The organism is Micromonospora sp. NPDC005173, assembly GCF_040608515.1.
GTDB lineage: Bacteria > Actinomycetota > Actinomycetes > Mycobacteriales > Micromonosporaceae > Micromonospora.
Map to the genome: position 1 here is coordinate 82,492 of NZ_JBEXIK010000013.1, position 22,869 is coordinate 105,360.

The 22,869-nt window shown below is 71.5% G+C and carries 23 protein-coding genes; 17 read left to right on the plus strand and 6 right to left on the minus strand.

The features are described from left to right. Positions 1-3: 3 nt before the first annotated feature. The 5 genes from ABZV00_RS17190 (at position 4) to ABZV00_RS17210 (ending at position 5,746) form a co-directional block, all read left to right on the plus strand. A complete protein-coding gene (locus ABZV00_RS17190) occupies positions 4-1,293 on the plus strand; it encodes a SidA/IucD/PvdA family monooxygenase (protein WP_355607242.1) in 1,290 nt (429 codons plus the stop codon). Further along, the gene (locus ABZV00_RS17195) at positions 1,290-1,883 is read left to right on the plus strand and encodes a GNAT family N-acetyltransferase (protein WP_355607005.1); all 594 of its coding nucleotides are present in this window, start codon (positions 1,290-1,292) and stop codon (positions 1,881-1,883) included. The genes ABZV00_RS17190 and ABZV00_RS17195 overlap by 4 nt, the downstream gene beginning before the upstream one ends. After that, complete coding sequence (locus tag ABZV00_RS17200) at positions 1,880-3,727, plus strand: IucA/IucC family siderophore biosynthesis protein (RefSeq protein WP_355607008.1); 1,848 nt, start codon at positions 1,880-1,882, stop codon at positions 3,725-3,727. Before ABZV00_RS17195 ends, ABZV00_RS17200 begins: the two co-directional genes overlap by 4 nt. Before the next feature lie 310 nt (positions 3,728-4,037). After that, positions 4,038-5,135, plus strand: coding sequence for an LLM class flavin-dependent oxidoreductase (locus ABZV00_RS17205; protein ID WP_328416106.1), 1,098 nt, complete (start codon positions 4,038-4,040; stop codon positions 5,133-5,135). Next, entirely contained in the window at positions 5,132-5,746 is a 615-nt protein-coding gene (locus tag ABZV00_RS17210; RefSeq protein ID WP_355607010.1) for an FMN reductase, read from the plus strand. Before ABZV00_RS17205 ends, ABZV00_RS17210 begins: the two co-directional genes overlap by 4 nt. 9 nt (positions 5,747-5,755) lie before the next feature. Here ABZV00_RS17210 and ABZV00_RS17215 read toward each other — a convergent pair whose 3' ends face one another. Continuing rightward, positions 5,756-6,220, minus strand: a complete 465-nt coding sequence (locus ABZV00_RS17215; protein ID WP_355607013.1) for a MarR family winged helix-turn-helix transcriptional regulator — start codon at positions 6,218-6,220, stop codon at positions 5,756-5,758. 137 nt (positions 6,221-6,357) lie between these two features. On the opposite strand from ABZV00_RS17215, the gene ABZV00_RS17220 reads away from it, so the two are divergent. From ABZV00_RS17220 to ABZV00_RS17230, 3 genes are all read left to right on the plus strand, one after another. Further along, a complete protein-coding gene (locus ABZV00_RS17220) occupies positions 6,358-6,918 on the plus strand; it encodes an NAD(P)H-dependent oxidoreductase (RefSeq protein WP_328416110.1) in 561 nt (186 codons plus the stop codon). Between the two features lie 136 nt (positions 6,919-7,054). Further along, positions 7,055-7,378, plus strand: coding sequence for a metalloregulator ArsR/SmtB family transcription factor (locus tag ABZV00_RS17225; RefSeq protein ID WP_355607016.1), 324 nt, complete (start codon positions 7,055-7,057; stop codon positions 7,376-7,378). Continuing rightward, positions 7,375-7,857: an SRPBCC family protein gene (locus ABZV00_RS17230; RefSeq protein WP_355607018.1), complete on the plus strand. Its 483-nt coding sequence runs from the start codon at positions 7,375-7,377 to the stop codon at positions 7,855-7,857. The genes ABZV00_RS17225 and ABZV00_RS17230 overlap by 4 nt, the downstream gene beginning before the upstream one ends. 3 nt (positions 7,858-7,860) lie before the next feature. Here the strand turns inward: ABZV00_RS17230 and ABZV00_RS17235 are convergent, their stop codons facing one another. From ABZV00_RS17235 to ABZV00_RS17245, 3 genes are all read right to left on the minus strand, one after another. Then, positions 7,861-8,778: an RNA polymerase sigma-70 factor gene (locus tag ABZV00_RS17235; protein WP_355607021.1), complete on the minus strand. Its 918-nt coding sequence runs from the start codon at positions 8,776-8,778 to the stop codon at positions 7,861-7,863. Beyond that, positions 8,775-9,980 (minus strand): FAD-dependent oxidoreductase, encoded by a 1,206-nt coding sequence (locus tag ABZV00_RS17240; protein ID WP_355607024.1) that lies wholly within the window; start codon positions 9,978-9,980, stop codon positions 8,775-8,777. The genes ABZV00_RS17235 and ABZV00_RS17240 overlap by 4 nt, the downstream gene beginning before the upstream one ends. A gap of 99 nt (positions 9,981-10,079) precedes the next feature. Further along, positions 10,080-11,201: a hypothetical protein gene (locus ABZV00_RS17245; RefSeq protein ID WP_355607027.1), complete on the minus strand. Its 1,122-nt coding sequence runs from the start codon at positions 11,199-11,201 to the stop codon at positions 10,080-10,082. A 74-nt stretch (positions 11,202-11,275) separates the two neighbouring features. On the opposite strand from ABZV00_RS17245, the gene ABZV00_RS17250 reads away from it, so the two are divergent. Beyond that, the gene (locus ABZV00_RS17250; protein WP_355607030.1) at positions 11,276-12,550 is read left to right on the plus strand and encodes an MFS transporter; all 1,275 of its coding nucleotides are present in this window, start codon (positions 11,276-11,278) and stop codon (positions 12,548-12,550) included. Between the two features lie 557 nt (positions 12,551-13,107). Here the strand turns inward: ABZV00_RS17250 and ABZV00_RS17255 are convergent. Beyond that, complete coding sequence (locus tag ABZV00_RS17255; RefSeq protein ID WP_328416126.1) at positions 13,108-13,593, minus strand: GNAT family N-acetyltransferase; 486 nt, start codon at positions 13,591-13,593, stop codon at positions 13,108-13,110. 40 nt (positions 13,594-13,633) lie between these two features. Beyond that, positions 13,634-14,722, minus strand: a complete 1,089-nt coding sequence (locus ABZV00_RS17260; RefSeq protein WP_355607033.1) for a LacI family DNA-binding transcriptional regulator — start codon at positions 14,720-14,722, stop codon at positions 13,634-13,636. Between the two features lie 172 nt (positions 14,723-14,894). Here ABZV00_RS17260 and ABZV00_RS17265 point away from each other — a divergent pair, with 172 nt between their 5' ends. The 8 genes from ABZV00_RS17265 (at position 14,895) to ABZV00_RS17300 (ending at position 22,865) form a co-directional block, all read left to right on the plus strand. Then, positions 14,895-15,611, plus strand: coding sequence for a cupin (locus ABZV00_RS17265; protein WP_355607036.1), 717 nt, complete (start codon positions 14,895-14,897; stop codon positions 15,609-15,611). 180 nt (positions 15,612-15,791) lie between these two features. Further along, positions 15,792-16,751 (plus strand): ABC transporter permease, encoded by a 960-nt coding sequence (locus tag ABZV00_RS17270; protein WP_328416132.1) that lies wholly within the window; start codon positions 15,792-15,794, stop codon positions 16,749-16,751. A gap of 25 nt (positions 16,752-16,776) precedes the next feature. Beyond that, entirely contained in the window at positions 16,777-17,781 is a 1,005-nt protein-coding gene (locus ABZV00_RS17275) for an ABC transporter substrate-binding protein (RefSeq protein ID WP_355607039.1), read from the plus strand. A gap of 4 nt (positions 17,782-17,785) precedes the next feature. Beyond that, on the plus strand, positions 17,786-18,580 hold the full coding sequence (locus tag ABZV00_RS17280; RefSeq protein ID WP_355607042.1) for an ABC transporter ATP-binding protein: 795 nt from the start codon (positions 17,786-17,788) through the stop codon (positions 18,578-18,580). Positions 18,581-18,618: 38 nt separating this feature from the next. Continuing rightward, complete coding sequence (locus tag ABZV00_RS17285; protein ID WP_355607045.1) at positions 18,619-19,770, plus strand: Gfo/Idh/MocA family oxidoreductase; 1,152 nt, start codon at positions 18,619-18,621, stop codon at positions 19,768-19,770. Then, a complete protein-coding gene (locus ABZV00_RS17290) occupies positions 19,767-20,918 on the plus strand; it encodes a dihydrodipicolinate synthase family protein (protein WP_355607048.1) in 1,152 nt (383 codons plus the stop codon). Before ABZV00_RS17285 ends, ABZV00_RS17290 begins: the two co-directional genes overlap by 4 nt. Then, positions 20,915-21,718 carry a sugar phosphate isomerase/epimerase gene (locus ABZV00_RS17295; protein WP_355607050.1) on the plus strand — a complete coding sequence of 268 codons (804 nt, stop codon included), beginning with the start codon at positions 20,915-20,917 and terminating at the stop codon, positions 21,716-21,718. Before ABZV00_RS17290 ends, ABZV00_RS17295 begins: the two co-directional genes overlap by 4 nt. Continuing rightward, on the plus strand, positions 21,711-22,865 hold the full coding sequence (locus ABZV00_RS17300) for a hypothetical protein (protein ID WP_355607053.1): 1,155 nt from the start codon (positions 21,711-21,713) through the stop codon (positions 22,863-22,865). Before ABZV00_RS17295 ends, ABZV00_RS17300 begins: the two co-directional genes overlap by 8 nt. Positions 22,866-22,869 lie beyond the last annotated feature (4 nt).

Here is a 22,869-nt window from a genome sequence, read left to right on the forward strand (position 1 = left end):
CGGATGTCCACCCACGACTTCATCGCCATCGGGCTGGGCCCGTACAACCTGGGCCTGGCCTGCCTCACCGCGCCGATCGACGAACTGGACGGCGTGTTCCTGGAGGCCCGGCCGACCCTGGCCTGGCACCCCGGCATGCTGCTGGAATCGGCCCGGTTGCAGACGCCGTTCATCGCCGACCTGGTCAGCCTCGCCGACCCGACCTCGCCGTACTCCTTCCTCAACTACCTCAAGGAGATCGGCCGGCTCTACCCGTTCTACATCCGGGAGAGCTTCTACCCCCTGCGCAGCGAGTACGACGCCTACTGCCGCTGGGCGGCGGCGAAGCTGCCGAGCCTGCGTTTCGGCCAGTCGGTGACCACCGTGGAGTACGACGCGGCCGACGAGCACTACGTGGTGCGGGCCAGCACCGGCGCGGGGGAGACGCTCGAATACCGCGCCCCGCACCTGGTGCTCGGCACCGGTACACCGCCGTACCTGCCCGCCGCCGTCGCCGGGCTGCCCGGCGACGCGGTGCACAACTCGCGCTACCTGGAGCACCGGGACGACCTGAGGGCCAAGCGCAGCATCACCGTGGTGGGCAGCGGGCAGAGCGCCGCGGAGATCTACCACGACCTGCTCGGCGACATCGGCCGGTACGGCTACCAGCTCAACTGGGTCACCCGCTCGCCGCGCTTCTTCCCACTCGAGTACACCAAGCTCACCCTGGAGATGACCTCACCGGACTACGTGGACTACTTCCACGCGCTGCCCGAGGAGACCCGCTACCGGTTGGAGTCGGCGCAGAAGGGCCTGTTCAAGGGGATCAACGCCGACCTGATCAACGAGATTTTCGACCAGCTCTACGCGCTGAGCATCGACGGGCCGGTGAACACCCGGCTGCTCACCAACACCGAGCTGACCAGCGCCGGCTACCACGACGGGGCGTACACGCTGGGGTTGCGCCAGGTGGAGCAGAAGCGGGACTTCACCCTGCGGACCGAGGGCCTGGTGCTGGCCACCGGCTACCACTACCAGGTGCCGGAGTTCCTGACGCCGGTGCGCGACCGCATCCGCTGGGATTCCCACGGCCGGTTCGACGTGGCCCGCAACTACAGCATCGACCACACCGGTCGTGGCATCTTCCTGCAGAACGCGGGCACCCACACGCACAGCATCACCTCGCCCGACCTCGGCATGGGCCCGTACCGCAACTCCTGGATCATCCGGGAAATGCTCGGCCGGGAGCACTACCCGGTCGAGAAGAGCATCACGTTCCAGGAGTTCGGCGCGCCCGCCGGGATGTCGTCGTGAGCGTCGTCTTCACCCGCGTCGACGACCAGCTCGGCGAGTTCGCGCTGCGGACCCTCGACCTTGACGCCGACGCCGCGCTGCTGCACGCCTGGGTGACCCACCCGAAGGCCGCGTTCTGGCTGATGCAGGACGCGGACCCGGCGCGGGTGGCCGAGGAGTACCGGCGAATCGCTGACCACCCGCACCACGACGCGTACCTCGGCCTGTGGCGCGGGCAACCCGCCTTCCTCGCCGAACGCTACGACCCTGCCCACGTCGAGCTGGTCGGCCTGTACGACGCCCAGCCCGGCGACGTGGGCATGCACTTCCTCTGCGCGCCCACCGGCAGCCCGGCGCACGGCTTTACCCGGGCGGTGATCAGCACCGTGATGGCCTGGCTCTTCGCCGACCCGTCGACCCGACGGGTGGTGGTCGAACCGGACGTGCGCAACACCGCCGTGCACGCGCTGAACGCCGCCGTCGGCTTCGAGGTCGTCGGCACCATCGCCAAGCCCGAGAAGGACGCGCTGCTCAGCGTTTGCACCCGGGCGCAGTTCCACGCCACCATGCAGCGCGCCGCCGCCACCCGAGCCGAAGGAGCCCCGGCGTGACCGCCACCGCCGTCCCCACCCAGTCGTCCGCCACCGTCCCGGCCGCCGCCGTTGACCCGGTTGGCCATCTCACCCCGCAGCGCTGGGCCCGGGCCAACCGGCTGCTGGTCCGCAAGGCTCTCGCCGAGTTCACCCACGAACGGCTGCTCACCCCGGAACCCGTGTCGGCCGCCGACGACGACCGGCAGTGGTACGAGATCCGCAGCGATGACGGCACGGTCACCTACCGGTTCGCCGCCCGCGTGCTCGCCCTGGCGCACTGGCAGATCGACCCGGACAGCATCACCCGGCACCGCGACGGCACGTCTCTGCCGCCCGACGCGGTGGACCTGATCGTCGAGCTGCGTGACACCCTCGGGCTCTCCGCGCGGGTGCTCCCGGTCTACCTGGAGGAGATCACCTCCACGCTGGCCGGCACCGCGTACAAACTGGCCCAGCCCGTGCCGACCGCCGCCGAGCTGGCCGGGGCGGACTTCCAGACCATCGAGACGTCGATGACCGAGGGCCACCCCTGCTTCGTGGCCAACAACGGCCGGCTCGGCTTCGGCGTCGACGAGTACCACCGGTACGCCCCGGAGGCCGCCGCGCCGGTCCGGCTCGAATGGCTGGCCGCGCACCGGGACCACTCGACGTTCAGCAGCGCCGCCGATCTCGACTATGACGCGCTGATCGACGGTGAGCTGGACGCGGAGACCCGGGCACGGTTCGCGGCCACGATGGCTGACCTCGGCCTGGATCTCGTCGACTACCACCTGATCCCGGCGCACCCCTGGCAGTGGTGGAACAAGCTGGCGGTGACCTTCGCCGGTGAGCTGGCCGAGCGCCGGCTGGTGCATCTCGGCCCGGGGCCGGACAGCTACCTGGCCCAGCAGTCCATCCGCACCTTCTTCAACGTCACCGAGCCGAGCCGGCACTATGTCAAGACCGCGCTGTCGGTGCTGAACATGGGCTTCATGCGCGGGCTGTCGGCCGCGTACATGGCGGCCACCCCGGCGATCAACGACTGGCTGGCCGAGCTGATCGCCGGTGACGAGGTGCTGGCCGGCACCGGGCTGACCGTTATCCGGGAGCGGGCCGCGGTGGGCTACCGGCACCGCCAGTACGAGTCGGCCACCGACCGCACCTCCCCGTACCGCAAGATGTTGGCCGCCCTGTGGCGGGAGAGCCCGCTGCCCGGCCTGGCACCGGGGCGGCGACTGTCCACGATGGCCGCGCTGCTGCACGTGGACGCCGACGGCGGCTCGCTGGCGGCGGCGCTGATCGCCCGGTCCGGCCTGGCGCCCGAGGTGTGGCTGCGCCGCTACCTGGACGCCTACCTGACCCCGCTGTTGCACAGCTTCTACGCCCACGACCTGGCCTTCATGCCGCACGGCGAGAACGTCATCCTGGTCCTCGACGAGCAGGACACCGTCGAGCGGGTGATCTTCAAGGACATCGCCGAGGAGATCGCGGTGATGAGTACCGAGGTCGAGCTGCCGGCGGCGGTGGAGCGGATCAGGGTCGAGGTGCCCGACGACACCAAGCTGCTGACCATCTTCACCGACGTGGTGGACTGCTTCCTGCGTCACCTCAATGCGGTGCTGGCCGAGGCCGGCGTGCTGGCCGAGGAGGACTTCTGGCGGACCGTCGCGGCCTGCGCCACCGACTATCTGGACCGGGTGCCGCACCTGGCCGAGCGCGCCCGCCGCTACGACCTGTTCGCTCCGGAGTTCACGTTGTCCTGCCTCAACCGGCTCCAACTTCGCGACAACCAGCAGATGATCGACCTGACCGACCCGTCGGCCGCCCTCCAGTTCGTCGGCACCCTGACCAACCCGTTGGCCCCCTACGGCCCGTCCCGCTGACCACGCGCTCCGGCCCGGTCGGCGACGCCGACCGGGCCGGAGCGAGACGGACGCGTATCTCCGCGACGCTGTCGCACATGGCCAGGGCGCTCGCCAACGGGTGCAATGGACGCATGACTGATACCGAGGTGACCTCGCGGTCGGCCGCCGCCACCGGCGTCTGGGCGGTGTGAGATGGGCTTCCTGCCGGCAGGCAGGTACGTGACCGCCGCCACAAAACTCCTTGACCAGTCAAGGAATCTGTACCGCCCGCCCGAGGTTGCTGATGAGCGTCAGGCACGACCGGTGCGAGCGAGGCAGGCGAGTTCGGATGCAGTTCGGAATCTTCGGCGTGGGAGACGTGGCACGCGACCCCGTGAACGGGCGGATGCCGTCCGAGCACGAACGGATCAAGGCCGTGGTGGAGTACGCGAAGCTGGCCGAAGAGGTCGGGCTGGACGTCTTCGCCATCGGCGAGCACCACAACCCGCCATTCTTCCCGTCCTCGCCCACCACCCTGCTCGGTCACGTCGCGGCCCGGACCGAGAAGATCATTCTGTCCACCTCGACCACGCTGATCACCACCAACGACCCGGTGAAGATCGCCGAGGACTACGCGATGCTCCAGCACCTGGCCGACGGCCGGGTCGACCTGATGATGGGGCGCGGCAACACCGGCCCGGTCTACCCCTGGTTCGGGCAGGACATCCGCAACGGCATCCCGCTCGCGGTCGAGAACTACGACCTGCTGCGCCGGCTCTGGCGCGAGGAGGTGGTCGACTGGGAGGGGAGGTTCCGCACGCCCCTGCAGTCGTTCACCTCGACCCCGCGCCCGCTGGACGGCGTGCCGCCGTTCGTCTGGCACGGTTCGATCCGCAGCCCGGAGATCGCCGAGCAGGCCGCCTACTACGGCGACGGGTTCCTGCACAACAACCTGCTCTGGCCCAAGGCCCACGTCCAGCGGATGGTCGGGCTCTACCGCCGGCGGTTCGAGCACTACGGGCATGGCCCCGCGGACCAGGCGATCGTCGGTCTGGGCGCGCAGGTGTTCATGCGGAAGAACTCGCAGGACGCGAAGCGGGAGTTCCGCCCGTACTTCGACAACTCCGCGGCGTACGGGCACGGGCCGTCCCTGGAGGAGACGATGAAGCAGACGGCGCTCCTGGTCGGCAGCCCGCAGGAGGTGATCGACCGGACCCTGGCCTTCCGCGAGTACGCAGGCGGCGACTACCAGCGGCAGGTCTTCAACGTCGACGGGATCGGGGTCCCCCGCAGGACCGTGCTGGAGCAGATCGAGATGCTGGGCGAGGTCGTCCAGGTGCTGCGTAAGGAGTTCGCGGTGGGCCGTCCCGCCCACGTCCCGGACGCACCCACCCACGCCTCGCTGAAGGCCGCGGCGCTGGCCGGCGCCGTGGAGGAGGTCCGATGAAGCGCACCATCGCCGTCGTGTCGGCCGGCCTGCGACAGCCGTCGTCGACCCGGATGCTCGCCGACCGGTTGGCCGACGCGGTCCGCCGTGAGCTGGAGCGGCTCGGCGCCGAGGTCGACGTCGAGCTGATCGAGGTACGCGACCACGCGCACGACCTGGTCAACAACCTGCTGGCGGGGTACCCGTCGGAGGACCTTGAGCGGGTGCAGGACACCGTCCGGCGTGCCGACGCGCTGGTCGCGGTGACGCCGACGTTCTCCGCCTCGTACAACGGGATCTTCAAGATGTTCGTCGAGGTCCTCGACGACGCCGCCCTGGTCGACAAGCCGGTGCTGGTCGCCGCCACCGGCGGGACGGGGCGTCATTCGCTGGTGCTGGAGCACGCGTTGCGGCCGCTCTTCAGCTACCTGCACGCGGTCGTGGTGCCCACCGCGGTGTTCGCGGCACCGGAGGACTGGGGGGCCGGCGACGCGGCCCAGGGCTCGCTGGTCCAGCGGATCGACCGGGCGGCCGGCGAGCTGGCCCGCGAGGTGGACCGGCGCGACCCACCAGCTCCCGTCGACCCGTACGCCGACCCGGCGCCGTTCGAGCGGTTGCTCGGCGGCGGGTGAGCGCCTGGCTCAGTCGGCCGTCCCGACCCGCCGGAAGGCGCGGGCCAACTGGGCGAGGTCGAGGCCCTCGAAGTGGTCCAGGAACCGCCGCCGTACGGCGGCCAGGTGGCTCGGCCAGGACTCTTCCAGCCGGGCGAAGCCTGCGTCGGTGAGGACGGCGTTCCAGCCGCGGGCATCCTGCTCGCTGCGGATCCGCTCGACCAGGCCGTGCGTCTCCAGCCGAATGATGGTGCGGGTCATCCCGCTGAGCGAGAGCTGGCACTCCGCGGCGAGTTCGTTCATCCGCATCTGCCGGCCCGGCGCCTCGGAGAGGACCCGTAGGGCGGTGTACTCGGTCAGCGGCAGCTGCCGGTCGCCGGTCATGTCTGCGTCGATCGCCCGGGGCAGGACGAACATCAGCTGGCCCAGGGAACGGACCAGCGCCTCCTCGTCGGGGTTGAGGGGGAGCAGGGGTTCTGCCGAGCTGCCGGACATGCCCCAATCCTAGTTGCTTGACCGAGCAATTGCTCACCCTCGCTGTGACGGTAAGCATAGGCCAAGTATTTGCTTGACCAAGCAAGGAATAGCTAGCTTTCATCCGCCAGGCAAGGACCTCCTGAAAGGCGCCAACCATGACCAGGATCGGGATCATCCTCGGGAGCACCCGCCCGGGGCGTAACGGCGAAGCCGTCGCCCGCTGGGTGCTCGAGGTCGCCAAGCAGCGCTCCGACGCGGAGTTCGAGCTGATCGACCTGCTCGACTACAAGCTGCCGCACCTCGACGAGGCCTACCCGCCGTCGATGGGTCAGTACACCCAGCCGCACACGCTGCGGTGGGCCGAGACCATCGCGTCGTTCGACGGGTTCGTGATGGTCACCCCGGAGTACAACCACTCCACCTCGGGCGCCCTGAAGAACGCCATCGACTTCCTCTACGCCGAGTGGAACAACAAGGCCGTCGGCTTCGTCAGCTACGGCTCGGTCGGCGGCGCGCGGGCCGTCGAGCACCTGCGTCTGATCGCCGGTGAGCTCCAGATGGCCGACGTGCGCTCGCAGGTCGCGCTGTCGCTCTTCACCGACTTCGAGAACTTCAGCGTCTTCAAGCCCAACGAGCACCAGCGGGACGCGCTCGGCGTGACCCTCGACCAGGTCGTGGCCTGGAGCACCGCGCTCGCACCGCTGCGCCAGCGCTGACCACGTTTCGCACCAACCCGGAGCCGGCCGCGGGGATCCTTCCCGCGGCCGGCTCCGTGCGTCCATCCCGCGGTGGGGCAGGTCTTTCGGCCGGTGCTGCTTGACTCGGTGATCCGTAAGCCGTAGCTTACCGTTCGTGGATACTTACCAAGCTGGCGATGGTTGGGACGCCCTGGGCGACCCCACCAGGCGCGCCATCGTCGCGTGCTTGGCTGAGCGGCCGCAGGCCGTCGGCGAACTCGCCGAAGCGCTGCCGATCAGCCGGCCCGCGGTATCCCAGCACCTGAAGGTGCTCAAGGACGCCGGGCTGGTCACCGACCGGGCAGCCGGCACCCGCCGGGTCTATCGACTCAACCCGGCGGGCGTCGCCGCCCTGCGCGACCAGCTCGACACGTTCTGGAACCGTGCCCTGTCCAGCTACCAGGAAGTGGTCGAACAACCCACCGAGGAGCAGTCATGACCCCAGCAACAGACGCCGTGGTCCGCCGGCAGATCATTGTCGAGGCGCCGATCGAGCGAGCCTTCACCGTGTTCACCGAGCGGTTCGGCGACGTCAAACCGCCGGAGCACAACCTCCTCGGCGTGGCCATCGCCGAGACCGTGTTCGAACCGAAGGTCGGCGGTCACATCTACGACCGGGGCGTCGATGGCACCGAGTGCCGCTGGGCCCGTGTCCTCGCCTACGACCCACCGGACCGGGTCGTGTTCAGCTGGGACATCAGCCCCCAGTGGCAGGTCGAGACCGAGCCGGACAACACCAGCGAGGTCGAGGTCACGTTCGTCGCCGAGTCGCCGCAGCGCACCCGGGTGGAGCTGGAGCACCGTCACCTCGACCGGCACGGACCCGGCTGGCAGTCCGTCAGCGACGGCGTCGCCCACGACGAAGGATGGCCGCTGTACCTGACCCGGTACGCCGCCCTGTTCACCGAGAGCGACTGACGGTCAGGTCGTGATGTCGTGAGCGGTGCCCCCGGCGACGGCGTGGAGCTTGTCGGGGTTGGCGACGTTGTGGATGGCGGCGATGCGGCCGTCGGCGTCGATGTCGAAGGTGACGGTGGCGATCACCCGGCCCGCACCCCGGAACACCATGCCCGGGCCGCCGTTGATCTCGACCACCTCGGCCGTCATGTCGGCAGGCTCGATGCCCTGGTAGGTGACGGTGCCGATGGCCGCGAACCAGGCGGCGACCGTCCGCGCACCCACGATGGGACGCAGGGCCTGGCGGACCTTGCCACCGCCGTCGGTCCACAGCGTGACGTCCGGGGACAGCAACTCCATCAGGGTGTTGATGTCGCCACCGGTCGCGGCGGCGATGAACCGCTCGGTGACCCCACGCTGCTGCGACCGGTCCGCCGTGAAGCGTGGCCGTCGGGCGCGCACGTGCTCGCGGGCACGATGCGCGGCCTGGCGCACCGCAGCCTCTGAGCGTTCCACCGCCACCGCGATCTCGGCATGGCTGAAGTCGAAGACCTCCTTCAGGACGAACACGGCCCGCTCCAGCGGGCTGAGCGTCTCCAACACCACCAGCATCGCCATTGACACCGACTCGGCGTCGGTGACGGTGTCGGCGGTGTCGCCCTCGGTCAGGATCGGCTCGGGCAGCCACGGCCCCACGTAGGTCTCGCGCTGGTGCCGGCTGGAGCGCAACCGTTGTAGCGCGAGGTTCGACACGATCCGCGCCAGGTACGCCTTGGGGTCGGCCACCTGGGAGCGATCGGCCGCCGACCACTTGATCCAGGCGTCCTGGACCGCATCCTCGGCGTCCGCCGCGCTGCCGAGGATGCGGTACGCCACCGAGAACAGCAGGTTGCGGTGGTTGTGGAAGACCTGCTGGTCGGGATCCGGGTGCGGAGGGGTCACCGCGCGCCCCGCAACCGGGTGAAGCGGCCACCGTGCGGCCAGAACGCGCCCGAGGAGGGCATCTTCTTCATTCGCCGATAGGTCGGCCAGGGGGAGGCGCTCACGGTCTCCTTGTACCAGGTCGCCGTACGGCCGGTCAGGAAGCCCCGACGAGGGCTGTCGTCGGGGTGGGTGAACTGCACCACCGCGTCGTGCCGTCCGAGGCTCACCGGCGTGTGGTAGTAGCCGAAGCGGAACGGCTTCGGCTGCCTGCCGTTGAGCGCACGGACGATCGACACCGCGGCGTGCACACCGGTCGGCATCCCGCTCTGGCAGGTGCCGTGCATGACGCCGTAGCCCTGCCGGATCGCGGCGGCATCGCCGACCGCGTACACGTCGGGGTGCGACACCGACCGCAGCGCGGCGTCGGTCACGACGCGGCCGCGACCGTCGACGGTCAGTCCCGCGGCGGCCGCCACCGGCGACACCCGCGTACCGCCCGTCCACAGCACGACGTCGGCGGCGATGGACTCCCCGCCCGCCAGCTCGACCGAGTCGGGCAGCACCTTCGTCACCGCCGTTCCGCTGCGCACCTGGACACCGAGGCGATCGAGCGCGGCCCGCAGGTATGCCCGGGCCTTCACGGTCATGCTGGCGCCGGGTTCCTGCCGGCCCGCCAGTACCACGTTCACCGTCGGGTACCGTTCGGCGATCTCCGCGGCCGACTCGACGCCGGTCAGCCCGCTGCCGGCGACCACCACCGTGCCGCTGGCGAGCCGCGCCAGCCGGTCGGCCAGCAACGCGGCGTCCTGGGCGCTGTTGAGGGTGTACGCGTGGTCGTCGACACCCGGCACCAGCGCCGTGTCGGCCACGCTGCCCAACCCGTACACCAGGGTGTCGTAGTGCAGCACCCGGCTGTCGTCGATCCGCACGGTCTTCGTGTGCACGTCCACCGCCGTCACCCAGCCGCGTACGAACCGCGCGCCCGTGCCCGCCAGGAGCGCCGGGATGTCCATCTCGCCGAGCTGTTGCCCGGTCGCCGTCATGTGCAGCCGCAACCGCTCGGTGAACCGCTCCTGCGCGTTCACCAGGGTCACCTGCACATCGGCGCGCCGCTTGGTGCGGGCCGCGAGCTGGATCGCCGCAGCCATGCCCGCGTAGCCCGCGCCCAGGATCAGGACGCGGTGCGTGCTCGCCGTGTCGGCTCCGTGTGGTGTGTTCATCGTCGTGCCCCTCCGCCGCTCGTGTTGATGACCACGAGATGCGGAGCGCCCGTCCGTCCGTGACATGGGAGCGGTGTGACGCCCGACACATGTCGATCGTCACCTGCGGAGGCGCTTTGAATGGTTCCTTGCCAGCCGCTCAACTCGCCATCGTCCATATTCGTGGACCAGAGCGAGGTAGAGGGCAACGGGGGCGACCGGAGTCCAGGCCCGCGTCGGCCGCCCGCCATGCAGCCGCTGCAGGACGGTCCGGACAGTGAAGGGGACGAACTCCCAGGACTCGATCTCCAGCCCACGGTCCTTGGCGCTTCGCTGCAGCCGGCGATCGAGCTGCTCTGAGCTGAGGTCGTGCGCGTACGCCACGAACACCGAATCCCATTGGTGACGCTCGGTGTCGATGGTGAAGCCGAGCAGAGCCAGGCGATACTCATGATCTTCGAGGGACAGTTCCTCACACAGCCCGCGCCGGGCGGCAGCGTGTATCCGAGGCGGAAGACCGCTCGGCGAGTCGAGCCTCGCGCTGAGCCCCTCGTCGGCCGAGACCCCCCAGTGCAGAGGGCGGGACCCGACATCCGGGCCCCGCTGGCAGATCAGAACATGGTTGTCGGTCGTGATGACCAGAACGCTGGTGCCGAGGCTCAGCGACATGAACACGGGCGCTCTGCGGTGGCCGACCGGGTCGATGTACCTGCTCCGCGGCGTCGTGCCGTCCCTGAATCGCCTGTCGAGGTGCTGACTGGCCAGAAAGCTGTAGTAATCCGTCCGTGGCAGGTGGAGGAAGATCTCCACCTCCTCGTCGCGAGCCGTCCGCTCCTCGACCAGTTTCTCGACCGCGAAACAATCACCGTTCCAGTGGTGCGCTGACCCAGATGCCTTCCTGACCTGCTCCTCAGCGGCGATCTCCGACCGCCACGCTGCCAACTCCGCAGGTAGTTCGACGGGCTCGTCACTGACGACGAGATGCACCAGCTCCTCTTTGATGGCCTCGGTGCCATCGCCCGCCACGATCATGCACGGCGACGTGACGTCGCCAAACTCGAAGCCCGACGCGCTCGGTGTGCGCCGTCTCGACGGTAGAACCCTGCTCCTTCGGCGCACCCGTTGCAGGAGTTTCTTGAGCGGGTCCTCGAAGGCCACTGTCATCAGGAGGCCCAGCGCGGCCCCGATGAGAAGACCGCCGCCGCCCGTGGAGATCCAGGTCAGTGCTCCCTTGAGCGTCACGGTGCGAGCCTATCGATGGCGCGCGATCGCCCGGCGGTCCGAACGGGGCGACCGCGCGCACTACCCTCGGCGAGATGAGTCGACCTGCCAGCGCTGGCCGGACCCCACTGTGGCGGGATCGCACCTTTGGCACGTACTGGGTCGCGCAGTCGCTCTCCGCGGCCGGCGACTCGTTCGCCTACCTCGCGGTGCCGTTGCTGGTGCTCCAGGCGACCGGGTCGATCACCCAGATGGGCCTGCTCACGGCCGTGGCCGGCGCAGCGTCCGTCGCCGCCGGGATCTTCGGTGGGGTGCTGGTCGACCGGTACGACCGGCGCACCCTGATGATCGTGGCGGATGTGGCCCGGCTGGTGCTCTACGGGCTGGTGCCGTTGGCCTGGCTCGCCGGCCCGCAGGTCTGGTTGCTCTTCGTGGTACTGCCGATCTGCGAGGCCGCCGGGATGGTGTTCCAGGTCGCCGCGGTGACCGCGGTCCGCAACCTGGTCGACCGAGACCGGATCACCGAGGCCAACGGGCGGTTGCAGGCGACCTACGCGGCGGCGGCCGTGCTCGGGCCGCTGCTCGCCGGCGTGGTGTCGGCCCGGTTCGGCCCGGCGACGGCGATCGCCGTCAACGCGGCGAGCTTCGCTCTCTCCGCTGCCGGCCTCCGGATGATCCGGCTGCGGCCCGCCCAGCCCGACGGCACCGCTCCGGTACGCCGGGAGCGGCCGCTGGCCGAGTTCCTGGCCGGGGCGCGGTTCCTGTGGCGCCAGCCGGTGCTGCGGTCGCTGACCGTGCTGCTGTCGGTGTTCATCTTCCTCACCTACGGCTTCACCGACGTGCTCGTCTACCACGTCAAGCACGACCTCGGCGGTTCCGACCGGACCGTCGGCACGGTGCTCGGCCTGGCGGCGCTCGGCACGGTCGTCGGGGCGCTACTGGTGGCGCCGTTACGCCGCCGCCGCGGCTTCGGCGTGACCTGGATCAGCGCGCACTGCGTCTGCGGTCTGGCCCTCGCGGGCGTCGGCCTCGCGACCACCGTGCCGACGGTCACCGTGCTGACCGCGGTCTACCTGTGCTGCCTCAGCGTGGGCGGGATCTGTTCGATGTCGCTTCGTCAGGAGATCACCCCCGACCACCTGCTCGGCCGGGTCACCTCGGCCTTCTGGAGCACGCACTACGCCCTCGGGCCGGCCGGCGCAGTCGCGCTGACCTGGGCCGCCGCCCGGTACGGCGTCCCGACGGTCGCCCTCGTCGCGGGGACGGGCTGCCTGCTGGTCGCGGTCGGCGGCCTGTTCAGCCCGATCCGCCGGGCTGGCGCGGAGCCACGTCGGTCGCCCGTCGCCATCCCGGTGGGGGAGGCCGGTTAGCCGCGGCTCCACCCCGGTCGTCCGTCGAGCCGGCCGGTCCCACGCTGCGGCACGAGCCGGATCCCGTCCCGCTGCCCCGTCCGCCCCGCGCTGCGGCACGAGCCGGATCCCGTCCCGCTGCTCCTGTCCGCCCCGCGCCGCGGCACGAGCCGGATCCCGTCCCGCGGCCCTGTCCGCCCCGCGCCAATCGCCGTCCGAGCACGTACCCGTTGCGCTCCCAGCTGCGCCAGCTCGTCTACTCCACCCTGGTTGGCTGTCGAGCTGCCCCAGAAATGGGGCAGCAATGTCATCGCGCGCTGCCTCCGACCGGGACCGGCGAGTTCGAGTGACCGCGGGTCGGGGTGGAAGCGACCGCAGACCGGGTTGGAAGCGACCGCAGGCCGGGGTGGAAGTGACCGCGGGCCGGGGTGGAAGGGACCGCAGGCCGGGGGTGGACCAGCCCGCACCGCCGGCACCGTCGGCCGGGAACCGCATGCCCCACATCTGGGGCAGCTCGACAGGCACGCAGCAGTGCCACGCACCCGGCGGCGGTTGTTCCGCCGCACCCGCCGGTCCGGTCAGAACTCCTGGTACATGACGTGCAGGCCGACCCGGCCGAGGGCGGGGTGGCGGAACGCGCCCGGCACCGTGCCGACCACGTCGAAGCCCTCCCGCCGGTACAGCTCCACCGCCGACCGGTTGCTCTCCACCACGGCGTTGAACTGCATGCCGGCGTACCCCTGCTGGCGGGCCCAGGCCAGCGCGTCGCGGCACAGTGCGGTGCCCACGCCCCGGCCCCGGGCGTCGGCGGCGACCATGAAGCTCGCGGTGGACACGTGCGCGCCCGGCCCGGGCCGGTTGGTGCCCATCTTCGCGGTGCCGAGCACCCGCTCGCCGTCCACCGCCACGACAGTCCGCCCCGGCGCCGCCTCGGCCCACATGCCGTACGACTGCTCGGCGGTCATCGCGGGATCGTAGGGAAAGGTCTCCTGTGCCCGGATCACCTCCTCGATGATCGGCCACACCTGCGACCAGTCCTGGTCGACGAACTCCCGAATCAGCACCGGGGGAGGTTAAGCCCCGGACGAGCCCTGGACAATTCGTTTATTCCGAGGTGCGTCCGGGCGTCCGACCGCCCCGCCGAGCGCGTGGCGCCGAGCCTGCGGCATCCCGCTCGGGCTGTGGGGCCGGGCCCGCGGTGTCCCGCCGGACCAGCTCGGCGGGGAGCACCTCGACGCGGGGTGCCGGCGCCTCGGCGCCGAGCACCAGGGACATCGCGCGGACTCCCATGTCGACCAGCGGCAGCCGTACGGTGGTCAGCGCCGGGGTCACGTCCCGGGCGATCGGCATGTCGTCGAAGCCCACCACCGAGACCCGCTGCGGCACCGCCATCGAGCGGGCCCGCAGCGTGGCGAGCGCGCCGATGGCCATCGAGTCGTTGAGCGCCACGATCGCGGTCAGCTCCGGGTCGGCGTCGAGCAGCCGAGCGGTGGCCTCGGCGCCACCGTCGCGGTCGAACTCGGCGTACCGGATCCGCCGCTCGGGCAGCTCGCGGTCCTGCTCGGCCAGGGCCTGCCGGAACCCGGCCAGCCGGTCGGTGGTGGTGGTGAGGATGCGCGGGCCGGCCACCACGCCGATGGCCCGGTGCCCAAGGTCGCACAGCTCCCGCCCGGCCAGGTAGCCACCGGCCCGGTTGTCGGGCATCACCGCGTCGCCGGAATGCTCGTGCCGGCCGATCACCGCGACCCGTCCGCCGGTCGCCTCGTACGCGGCGAGCTTCTCGTTGAGCTGCCGCGTGAACGCGTCGTCGTGGTAGCCGGAGCCGGCCAGGATCAGCGCCGCCACCTGGTGGCCCCGCAGCAGCTCCACGTACTCCAACTCGCGGTCCGGGTCGCGGTAGCTGTTGCAGATCATCAGCAGCCGGCCCCGGTCGGTGGCCACCCGTTGCAGCCCGCGGGTGATCTCGGCGAAGTACGGGTCGGAGACGTCGTGCACGATCACGCCGACCGCGCTGCGGTGCGAGCGGGCCAGCAGTTGGGCGTGGGCGTTCGGGACGTACTGCAACTCGGCGACGGCGGCCAGCACCCGCTCGCGCAACTCGTCGGTGACCGGCTTGCTGCTGCCGTTGATCACGCGGGACGCGGTGGCGGGCGAGACGCCCGCGCGACGCGCCACGTCAGACAGGGTCGCCATGGCCCGCCCCCTCGATCTGTTGACGGCGTTTCGTCGTGCCGGCTAGCGTCACGGTACCGCAGAGAAAGCCCTTTCCCGCAGGGAGGTCCGGCCGTGTCCGATCGCTTCGCGGTGCTTCCACTCGACGACCTCACCGTCCTGCCGGGGGCGCATGACACCGGCGGGTGCGCCGGTGTCTGACCGGTCGGCTCCGCTGCCCGGCGGGATCGGGGTCTCCCGGTTGCGCGTCTACGACACCGTCGCGCCGGACGGCGTGGTCGGCGGCACCCCGCACGTGCACCTCTGCTGCACCGAGGGGTACGTGGTGACCGGCGGCGAGGGCGCGGTGCAGACCCTCACCCCCACCGGCTACCAGGAGACCCCGCTGCAGCCGGGGGCGGTGGTCTGGTTCGAGCCGGGCACCGTGCACCGCCTGGTCAACGGCGGTGGGCTGACCATTGTGGTGCTGATGCAGAACAGCGGCCTGCCCGAGGCCGGCGACGCGGTGCTCACGTTCCCGCCCGAGGTGCTGGCCGACCCGGCCGCGTACGCCGCTGCGGCGGAGCTGCCGGGCGGGGGAGCGCCGGGTGCCGACGTGAGCGCGGCGTATCGCCGGCGGGATCTGGCGGTGACCGGCTTCCAGGCCCTGCGGAGCGGCGGGCCGGCGGCGCTGACGGCGTTCCATTCCGCCGCTCTGGCGCTGCGCCGGCCGCTGCTGGCGCGGTGGCGAGAGCGGTGGGCGGCCGGCGCGGGCCGGGCCGCCGCCGGCACCGGCGAGCAGCTCGACGCCCTCGAACGGGGAAATCCCGGGCACCTGGGTCAGGCCGGGGTGTACGCGGTGAACGAGCCGATCGAGCAGGGCCGGCTGGGCATGTGCGGATTGCTCGACACCTATCCGGCCACGGCTTGACCGTCCACTAGGGATGGTTGTTGGGCCGGGTGCGGGGCCCCGGCGCAGGTGCGGTGGAAACAGATCGAGGAAAGGCCTTGCCTGCCGTCGAGGGGCCGCCTACGCTCCAGGAAAGCGTTTGCCTGATCTGCCGACCGGCCCGTTCCGCGGCTGTTGTGCCGGGCCCCGAGGAGGTTCCGCGTGACCGAGAACGCTCTGGACACGGCGGGCCGGAAGGCCGCCGCCGCCGCGACGGCGGCCGGTGAATCCGCCACACCGGCGGCCGCCCAGCCGGCCGGCGGCTCCGGATCGTCCATGGTGGCCGGTCCACCACCCGGTGTCGGTGGCCGACCGCCACGACCGACGATCGGCCGGCGGGCGCTGGTCCTCGCCGACTCGCTCTGGCGTCCGGCGCTGGTGCTGGCGGCGTTCTTCGCCGTCTGGTGGTTCGTCGCCGCCCGGGAGTACGTGCCCAACTACCTGGTGCCCACTCCCGTCCAGGTCTGGACCACGATGACCGACCAGTGGTCCGAGCTGGCCCGGCACACCATGGTCACGCTCTACGAGACGGTGGTCGGGTTCGTGCTGGCCGCAGCGCTGGGGCTGGCCACCGCGGTCGCCATCGCCTACTCGCGCACCCTGGACAAGGCGCTCTACCCGATCGTCCTGTTCGCACAGGTCATTCCGAAGATCGCCATCGCGCCGCTGCTGGTGGTCTGGTTCGGCCTCGGCTTCACCCCGAAGATCATCCTGGCCGTGCTCATCGCGTTCTTCCCGGTGGTCATCTCCGGGGTGGCCGGGCTGCGCTCCACCGACCCGGAGTTGCTCGACCTCGCCGCCACGATGGGTGCCGGGCCGTGGCGCACCTTCCGCAAGATCCGTTTTCCGAACGCGCTGCCACACCTGATGGCCGGCCTCAAGGTGGCGGTCACCCTCGCGGTGGTCGGCGCCGTGGTCGGCGAGTTCGTCGGCGCCAGCGAAGGGCTCGGCTACGTCCTGTTGCTGGCCAACGGCAACCTCGACGCCCCGCTGCTGTTCGCCGACCTGATCCTGATGTCCGCCATCGGCATCGTCCTGTTCGTCCTGGTCGAGATCGCCGAGGCGCTGCTCATTCCCTGGCATGCCAGCCGTCGGGCCGGCGTGCCGCTCACCACCTCCTGACCGACCCCATCACGGAGGAAAGCCGATGAAGCGCACCGCCACCACCATCCTGGCCACCGCCGCCCTGCTGCTCGCCGCTACCGGCTGTGGCGGGGACGACTCCTCCGGCACCACCGGCGCCGGCGGCAACAAGGAGGTCACGCTCACCCTCAACTGGGTGCCCTACGGCGAGCACGCCCCGTTCTACTACGGGCTCCAGAAGGGCTACTACGCCGCCGAGGGCATCGAGCTGAAGATCCTCCCGGGCAACGGCTCGGGCAACACCATCAAGCAGGTCGCCCAGAAGCAGACCGACTTCGGCTGGGCGGACAGCCCGGTGCTGCTCAAGTCGGTGGCCACCGGCATGCCGGTCCGCAGCCTCGGCGCGTACCTGGAGAAAGGCCCCTCCTCGGTGGAGTTCTTCGCGGAGGAGAACATCAAGTCCCCGGCCGACCTCAAGGGCAAGACCGTCGGCGGCACCCCCGGCGACGCCCTCTACGCGACCTTCCCGGCCTGGCTGGAGAAGAACGGCCTCAAGCAGAGCGACGTCAAGGTGGTCAACGTGGACGCCGCCGGCAAGATCGCCGCGCTGGCCGAGGGCAAGGTCGACGCCATCATGGGCTTCTTCCACGACCAGGCCCCCACCATCGAGAACCGGACGAGCAAGAAGGTCGACGTGCTGCTCTTCGCCGACTACGGCATGAACCTGCTCGGCACCGGCCTGATCGCCAACACCCAGACCCTGCAGAAGGACCCGGAGTTGGCCCGCAAGTTCGTCCGGGCCACCCAGAAGTCCTGGGCTGACGCTGCTCGGGACCCCGCTGGCGCGGTGAGCGCGATGACCGCCCTGGCCGAGAACGAGCCCCCGGCCGAGGTGCTCACCAAGCAACTCGCCCTCAACCTGCCGTTGATCGGCGCCGACGGCCCGCCCGGGGTGAACACCGAGGCCCAGTGGACCGAGACCATCGACCTGATGGCCCGCTACGCGGAGCTGAAGGACCCGGGCGCGCCCAACGCGTACTGGGACGCCTCGTACGCGGCCCAGGGGTGACCCGGTGACCGCCGCGCCGGCACGCACCGGCACCGCCATCGGGATGGCCGGGTTGACCGTCCGGTTCAGCTCCCGGCGGTCGCAGACCACAGCCCTGGACGACGTGTCGCTGGACATCGAACCGGGAGAGTTCGTCACCATCGTCGGTCCGTCCGGCTGCGGCAAGTCCACCCTGCTGAAGATCGTCGCCGGGCTGGTCCGGCCGACCAGCGGCGAGGTGTCGCTGCTGGACCGCCCGGTACGCGGCCCGCAGAAGGAGATCGGCTTCGTCTTCCAGAAGGCCGCGCTGCTGGAGTGGCGCGGCGCGCGGGCCAACATCCTGCTCCAGGCCGAGATGCGCGGCATGGACCGGGCGCAGGCGGCCCGCCGGGCGGACGAGTTGATCGAGATGACCGGCCTGAGGGGCTTCGAGAAGGCGCTGCCGCACGAGCTGTCCGGCGGCATGCAGCAGCGGGTGGCGCTCTGCCGAGCGCTGCTGCACTCGCCGCCGGTGCTGCTCATGGACGAGCCGTTCGGTGCCCTGGACGCCCTGACCCGGGAACAGATGAACGCCGAGTTGCACCGGATCTGGCGGGAGACCGGCACGACGGTCGTGCTGGTCACCCACTCCATCGCCGAGGCGGTGTTCCTCGGCACCCGGGTCGTGGTGATGAGCGCCCGGCCCGGCCGGATCATCCGTACCTTCCCGGTCGAGCTGCCGGCGCACCGCGACTACGCGCAGGTGATGTCGGATCCCCGCTTCGACCGGCTCGCCACCGACCTGCGCGGGTTGCTCGGCAGCGCGGCCGCCAACCACTGAACGTGGATCGGCACGACCAGTACGACGGAAGGAACACCATGACCCGCAGGTCGATCGGCATCATCGTCAATGGCGTGACCGGAAGGATGGGCTACCGGCAGCACCTCGTCCGCTCGCTGCTGGCCATCCGCGAGTCCGGCGGCCTGACGATGGCCGACGGCACGACCATCTGGCCGGAACCGGTCCTGGTCGGGCGCAACGAGACGAAGCTCCGGGAGCTCGCCGAGCGGCACGGGCTGACCGACTGGACCACCGACCTGACCTCGGCGCTGGCCCGCGACGACGTCGAGATCTACTTCGACGCCCAGGTCACCCAGCAGCGGGAGAAGGCGATCCGGCAGGCGATCGAGGCCGGCAAGCACATCTACACGGAGAAGCCCCTCGCTGAGGACACCGCCGTCGCGCTCGACCTGGCTCGGGCCGCGGACGCGGCCGGGGTACGGACCGGGGTGGTGCAGGACAAGCTCTTCCTGCCCGGGCTGCGCAAGCTCAAGCGGCTCATCGACGGCGGCTTCTTCGGCCGGATCCTCTCGGTACGCGGCGAGTTCGGCTACTGGGTCTTCGAGGGCGACTGGCAGCCGGCCCAGCGTCCGTCCTGGAACTACCGGGCCGAGGACGGCGGCGGCATCACGGTGGACATGTTCCCGCACTGGCACTACGTGCTGGAGGAGCTGTTCGGCCGGGTCAATGCCGTCTCCTGCGTGACCGCCACCCACGTGCCCGAGCGCGTCGACGAGGACGGCCGCAGTTACCCGGCCACCGCCGACGACGCCGCGTACGGCATCTTCGAGCTGGACGGCGGGATCATCGCGCAGCTCAACTCGTCCTGGTGCGTGCGGGTGTTCCGCGACGAACTGGTGGAGTTCCAGGTCGACGGCACCGAGGGCAGCGCGGTGGCCGGGCTGCGCCGCTGCCGGGTGCAGCACCGGGCGGTCACCCCGAAACCTGTATGGAACCCGGATCTGCCGGTCACCGAGGACTTCCGGGCACAGTGGACCGAAGTGCCCGACAACGAGGAGTTCGACAACGGCTTCAAGGTGCAGTGGGAGGCGTTCCTGCGGCACGTCGTGGCGGGCGAGCCGTTCCGCTGGGACTTCCTGGCCGGGGCGCGCGGCGTGCAGCTCGCCGAGCTGGGGTTGCGCTCGGCCCGCGACGGTGTCCGCGTCGAGGTGCCGGAGCTCAACCCGTGACGGCCCAGGTCGTGCTGCCCGGGGGACGGCGGTACCGGCTGGCCGGGGGGAGCGGGTTCACCCGCCCGGCGGCAGCGGCGACCAGCCGGATCGCGTACGCCGCCGCGCACGTGGTGGCCGATCCCGGCGCGGAGAACGTGCCAGGCACGCCGGCGGCGGTGGACTGGGACACCACTCTCGCCTTCCGGCGGCATCTCTGGTCGTACGGGCTGGGGGTCGCCGAGGCGATGGACACCGCCCAGCGGGGGATGGGATTGGACTACCCGGCCACCCGGGAGCTGATCTGCCGCAGCGCCGCCGAGGCCCGCGCGGTGGGCGGGCGGATCGTCGCAGGAGTCGGCACCGACCAACTGCCGGTCGGCCCGGCCACCCTGGCCGAGGTCACCGCGGCGTACCGGGAGCAACTCGACGACGTACGCGCGGCCGGCGCCCGGCCAGTGCTGATGTGCAGCCGGCACCTGGCCGCCGCGGCGCGCGGCCCGGAGGACTACCTCCAGGTGTACGACGAGCTGTTGTCCGCCGCCGAGGAGCCGGTGGTGCTGCACTGGCTGGGTCCGATGTTCGACCCGGCGCTGACCGGCTACTGGGGTGCGGTCGATCTGGACCTGGCCGCCGACACGGTCGTTGAGCTGATCAAGGCGCATCAGTCCAAAGTGGACGGCATCAAGGTGTCGCTGCTGGACGCCGGGCGGGAGGTGGCGCTGCGTCGCCGTCTGCCGGCCGGGGTGCGGCTCTACACCGGCGACGACTTCCACTACCCGGAGCTGATCCGGGGCGACGAGGTGGGCCACTCCGACGCGCTGCTCGGGGTGTTCGCGGCCATCGCGCCGGCCGCCGCCGCCGCGCTGGGCGCGCTGGACCGGGGCGGCCTGGCGGCGTACGACGAGATCTTCACGCCGACCGTGCCGCTGGCCCGGCACCTGTTCGCGGCACCGACCTGGCACTACAAGACGGGGATCGTGTTCCTGGCCTGGCTGGCCGGGCACCAGGAGCACTTCACCATGGTCGGCGGCGCGCAGTCCGGCCGGTCCCCGGCGCACCTGGCCACCCTGCTCACCCTGGCCGACGCCGCCGGGTTGCTGCCCGACGCCGAGCTGGCCGCCGCCCGCGCCCGGGCGCTGTTCACCGTCGCGGGAGTGGCGCAATGAGCCTTGCGCGGTTCTCGTTCAATCAGGCCACCGCGCAGCACTGGCCGCTGCCCGAGGTGGTGGCCGGCTGCGTGGCGGCCGGTGTGCCGGGCGTCGGGCTGTGGCGCGAGCCGGTGGCCGAGCACGGGCTGGCCCGCTCGGCGAAGCTGGTCCGCGACGCCGGCCTCACCGTGACCTCGCTGTGCCGGGGTGGTTTCTTCCAGGCCGACGACTGGCGGGCGGAGAACCTGCGGGCCATCGAGGAGGCGGCCACCCTGGGCGCCCCGGAGCTGGTCCTGGTCTCCGGCGGTCTGCCGGCGGGCAGCCGGGACATCGACGGCGCCCGCCGCCGGGTCGCCGACGCGATCGGGGAGTTGGCCCCGCACGCGGCGGCAGCCGGGGTCCGGCTGGCGATCGAGCCGCTGCACCCGATGTTCGCTGCCGACCGGTGTGTGATCGCCACCCTCGGCCAGGCGCTCGACATCGCCGAGCGGTTCGACCCGGCGGTCGTCGGTGTGGTCGTGGACGCGTACCACGTCTGGTGGGACGACACGGTGTACGCCCAGATCGACCGGGCCGGCGCGCGGATCGCCGCGTTCCAGGTCTGTGACTGGGTGACGCCGCTGCCGGAGGGGGTGCTGCTCGGTCGGGCGCTGCCCGGCGAGGGGTGCATCGAGTTGCGCCGGCTGCGCGAGGCGGTGGACGCGGCCGGCTACCTCGGCCCGATCGAGGTGGAGGTCTTCTCCGCGCAGGTGTGGGCGCGGCCGGGCGCGGAGGTGCTGGACGCGGCCATTGCCGGCTACCTGCACCACGTTGTCTGAGGCTCCTGAACGGCGGTGGCCGGCGGCGGTCGGTGCCTGGCTGGGCATCGGCACCGCGCCGGCCACCCTGGTGCTCGGCGCGGCGATGGCCGCCCGCCACGGCGGCGCCGTGCCGGTGGCCGGGCTGCTGGTCGGCGGGCTGCTGATGGCGGCCCTGCTCTGGGGGCAGGGCCGGATCGGTCTGCGCCGACCGCTGGGCGACGGCGGGACGCTGACCGCGGTGCTGCCGGCGTACCTGGGCACCACGTCGCGGCTGCTGTTGGCGGCGGTGCTGGCCGTGTCGATGGTCGGTTGGAACGGGTTCAACGTCGGGCTCGGCGGCGCTTCGCTGGCCGCGTTGACGCATCTGCCCGGCTGGGCCGGACCGGTGCTGCTGGAGGTGGCGGTCCTCGCCGTCTCCTGGGCGCCGGCCCGGCTCGGCAATCGGATCGCGGTGCTCACCACGCTCAGCGCGGTGGTGCTGGTCGTCTGGTGCCTGACCGTGCTGCCACCACCGGGCGCACCGGTCCGCCTCGCCGCCGGCGGGCTCGCCGACGCCGCCGCGCTGATCGGCTACGCGGCGGTCTTCGCGCTGCGCGCGCCGGACTTCAGCGTCGGCCTGGCCCGGCGGCGGGACCTGGCCTGGTGCGTGGGGCTACTGGTCGGGCCGGCGCTGCTCGGGGTGCTCGCCGGCGCCGGCCTGTGGCTGCGGACCGGCTCGGCGGACGTGGTCGCGCTGCTCGCCGCCGGGTCGGGGCTGGCCGCGTACGCGAATCTGTTCGTCGCGGTGGCGGTCTTCGCGGCGGCGCTGACCACGACGTACTCCGGGGCGCTGGCGGTGCGTGGCCTGGCGCCGCGGGTGCCGGCCCGCACGGCGATGCTCGCCATCGCGGTGCTCGGTGGGCTGCTGGCGGTGGCGCGCTTCGACCGCCTGGTGCTGCCCTGGCTGACCCTGCTGGCCGCCGCGCTGCCGGTGCTGGTGGTGCCGATGGCCGTGGAGGCGGCGGCCCGTCGGCGGGGGTCCACCCCACGGACCGTGCCCGCCTGGTGCTGGGTGCCGCCGGCGCTGCTGGCGGTCGCCTGCACGCTCGTCGGGGTGGGCGTCGCCCCGCTGCTCGGGCTGGCTGTCGCCGCGTTGCTCACCCTGGCGTGGCGGCGACGCCGCTGACTCG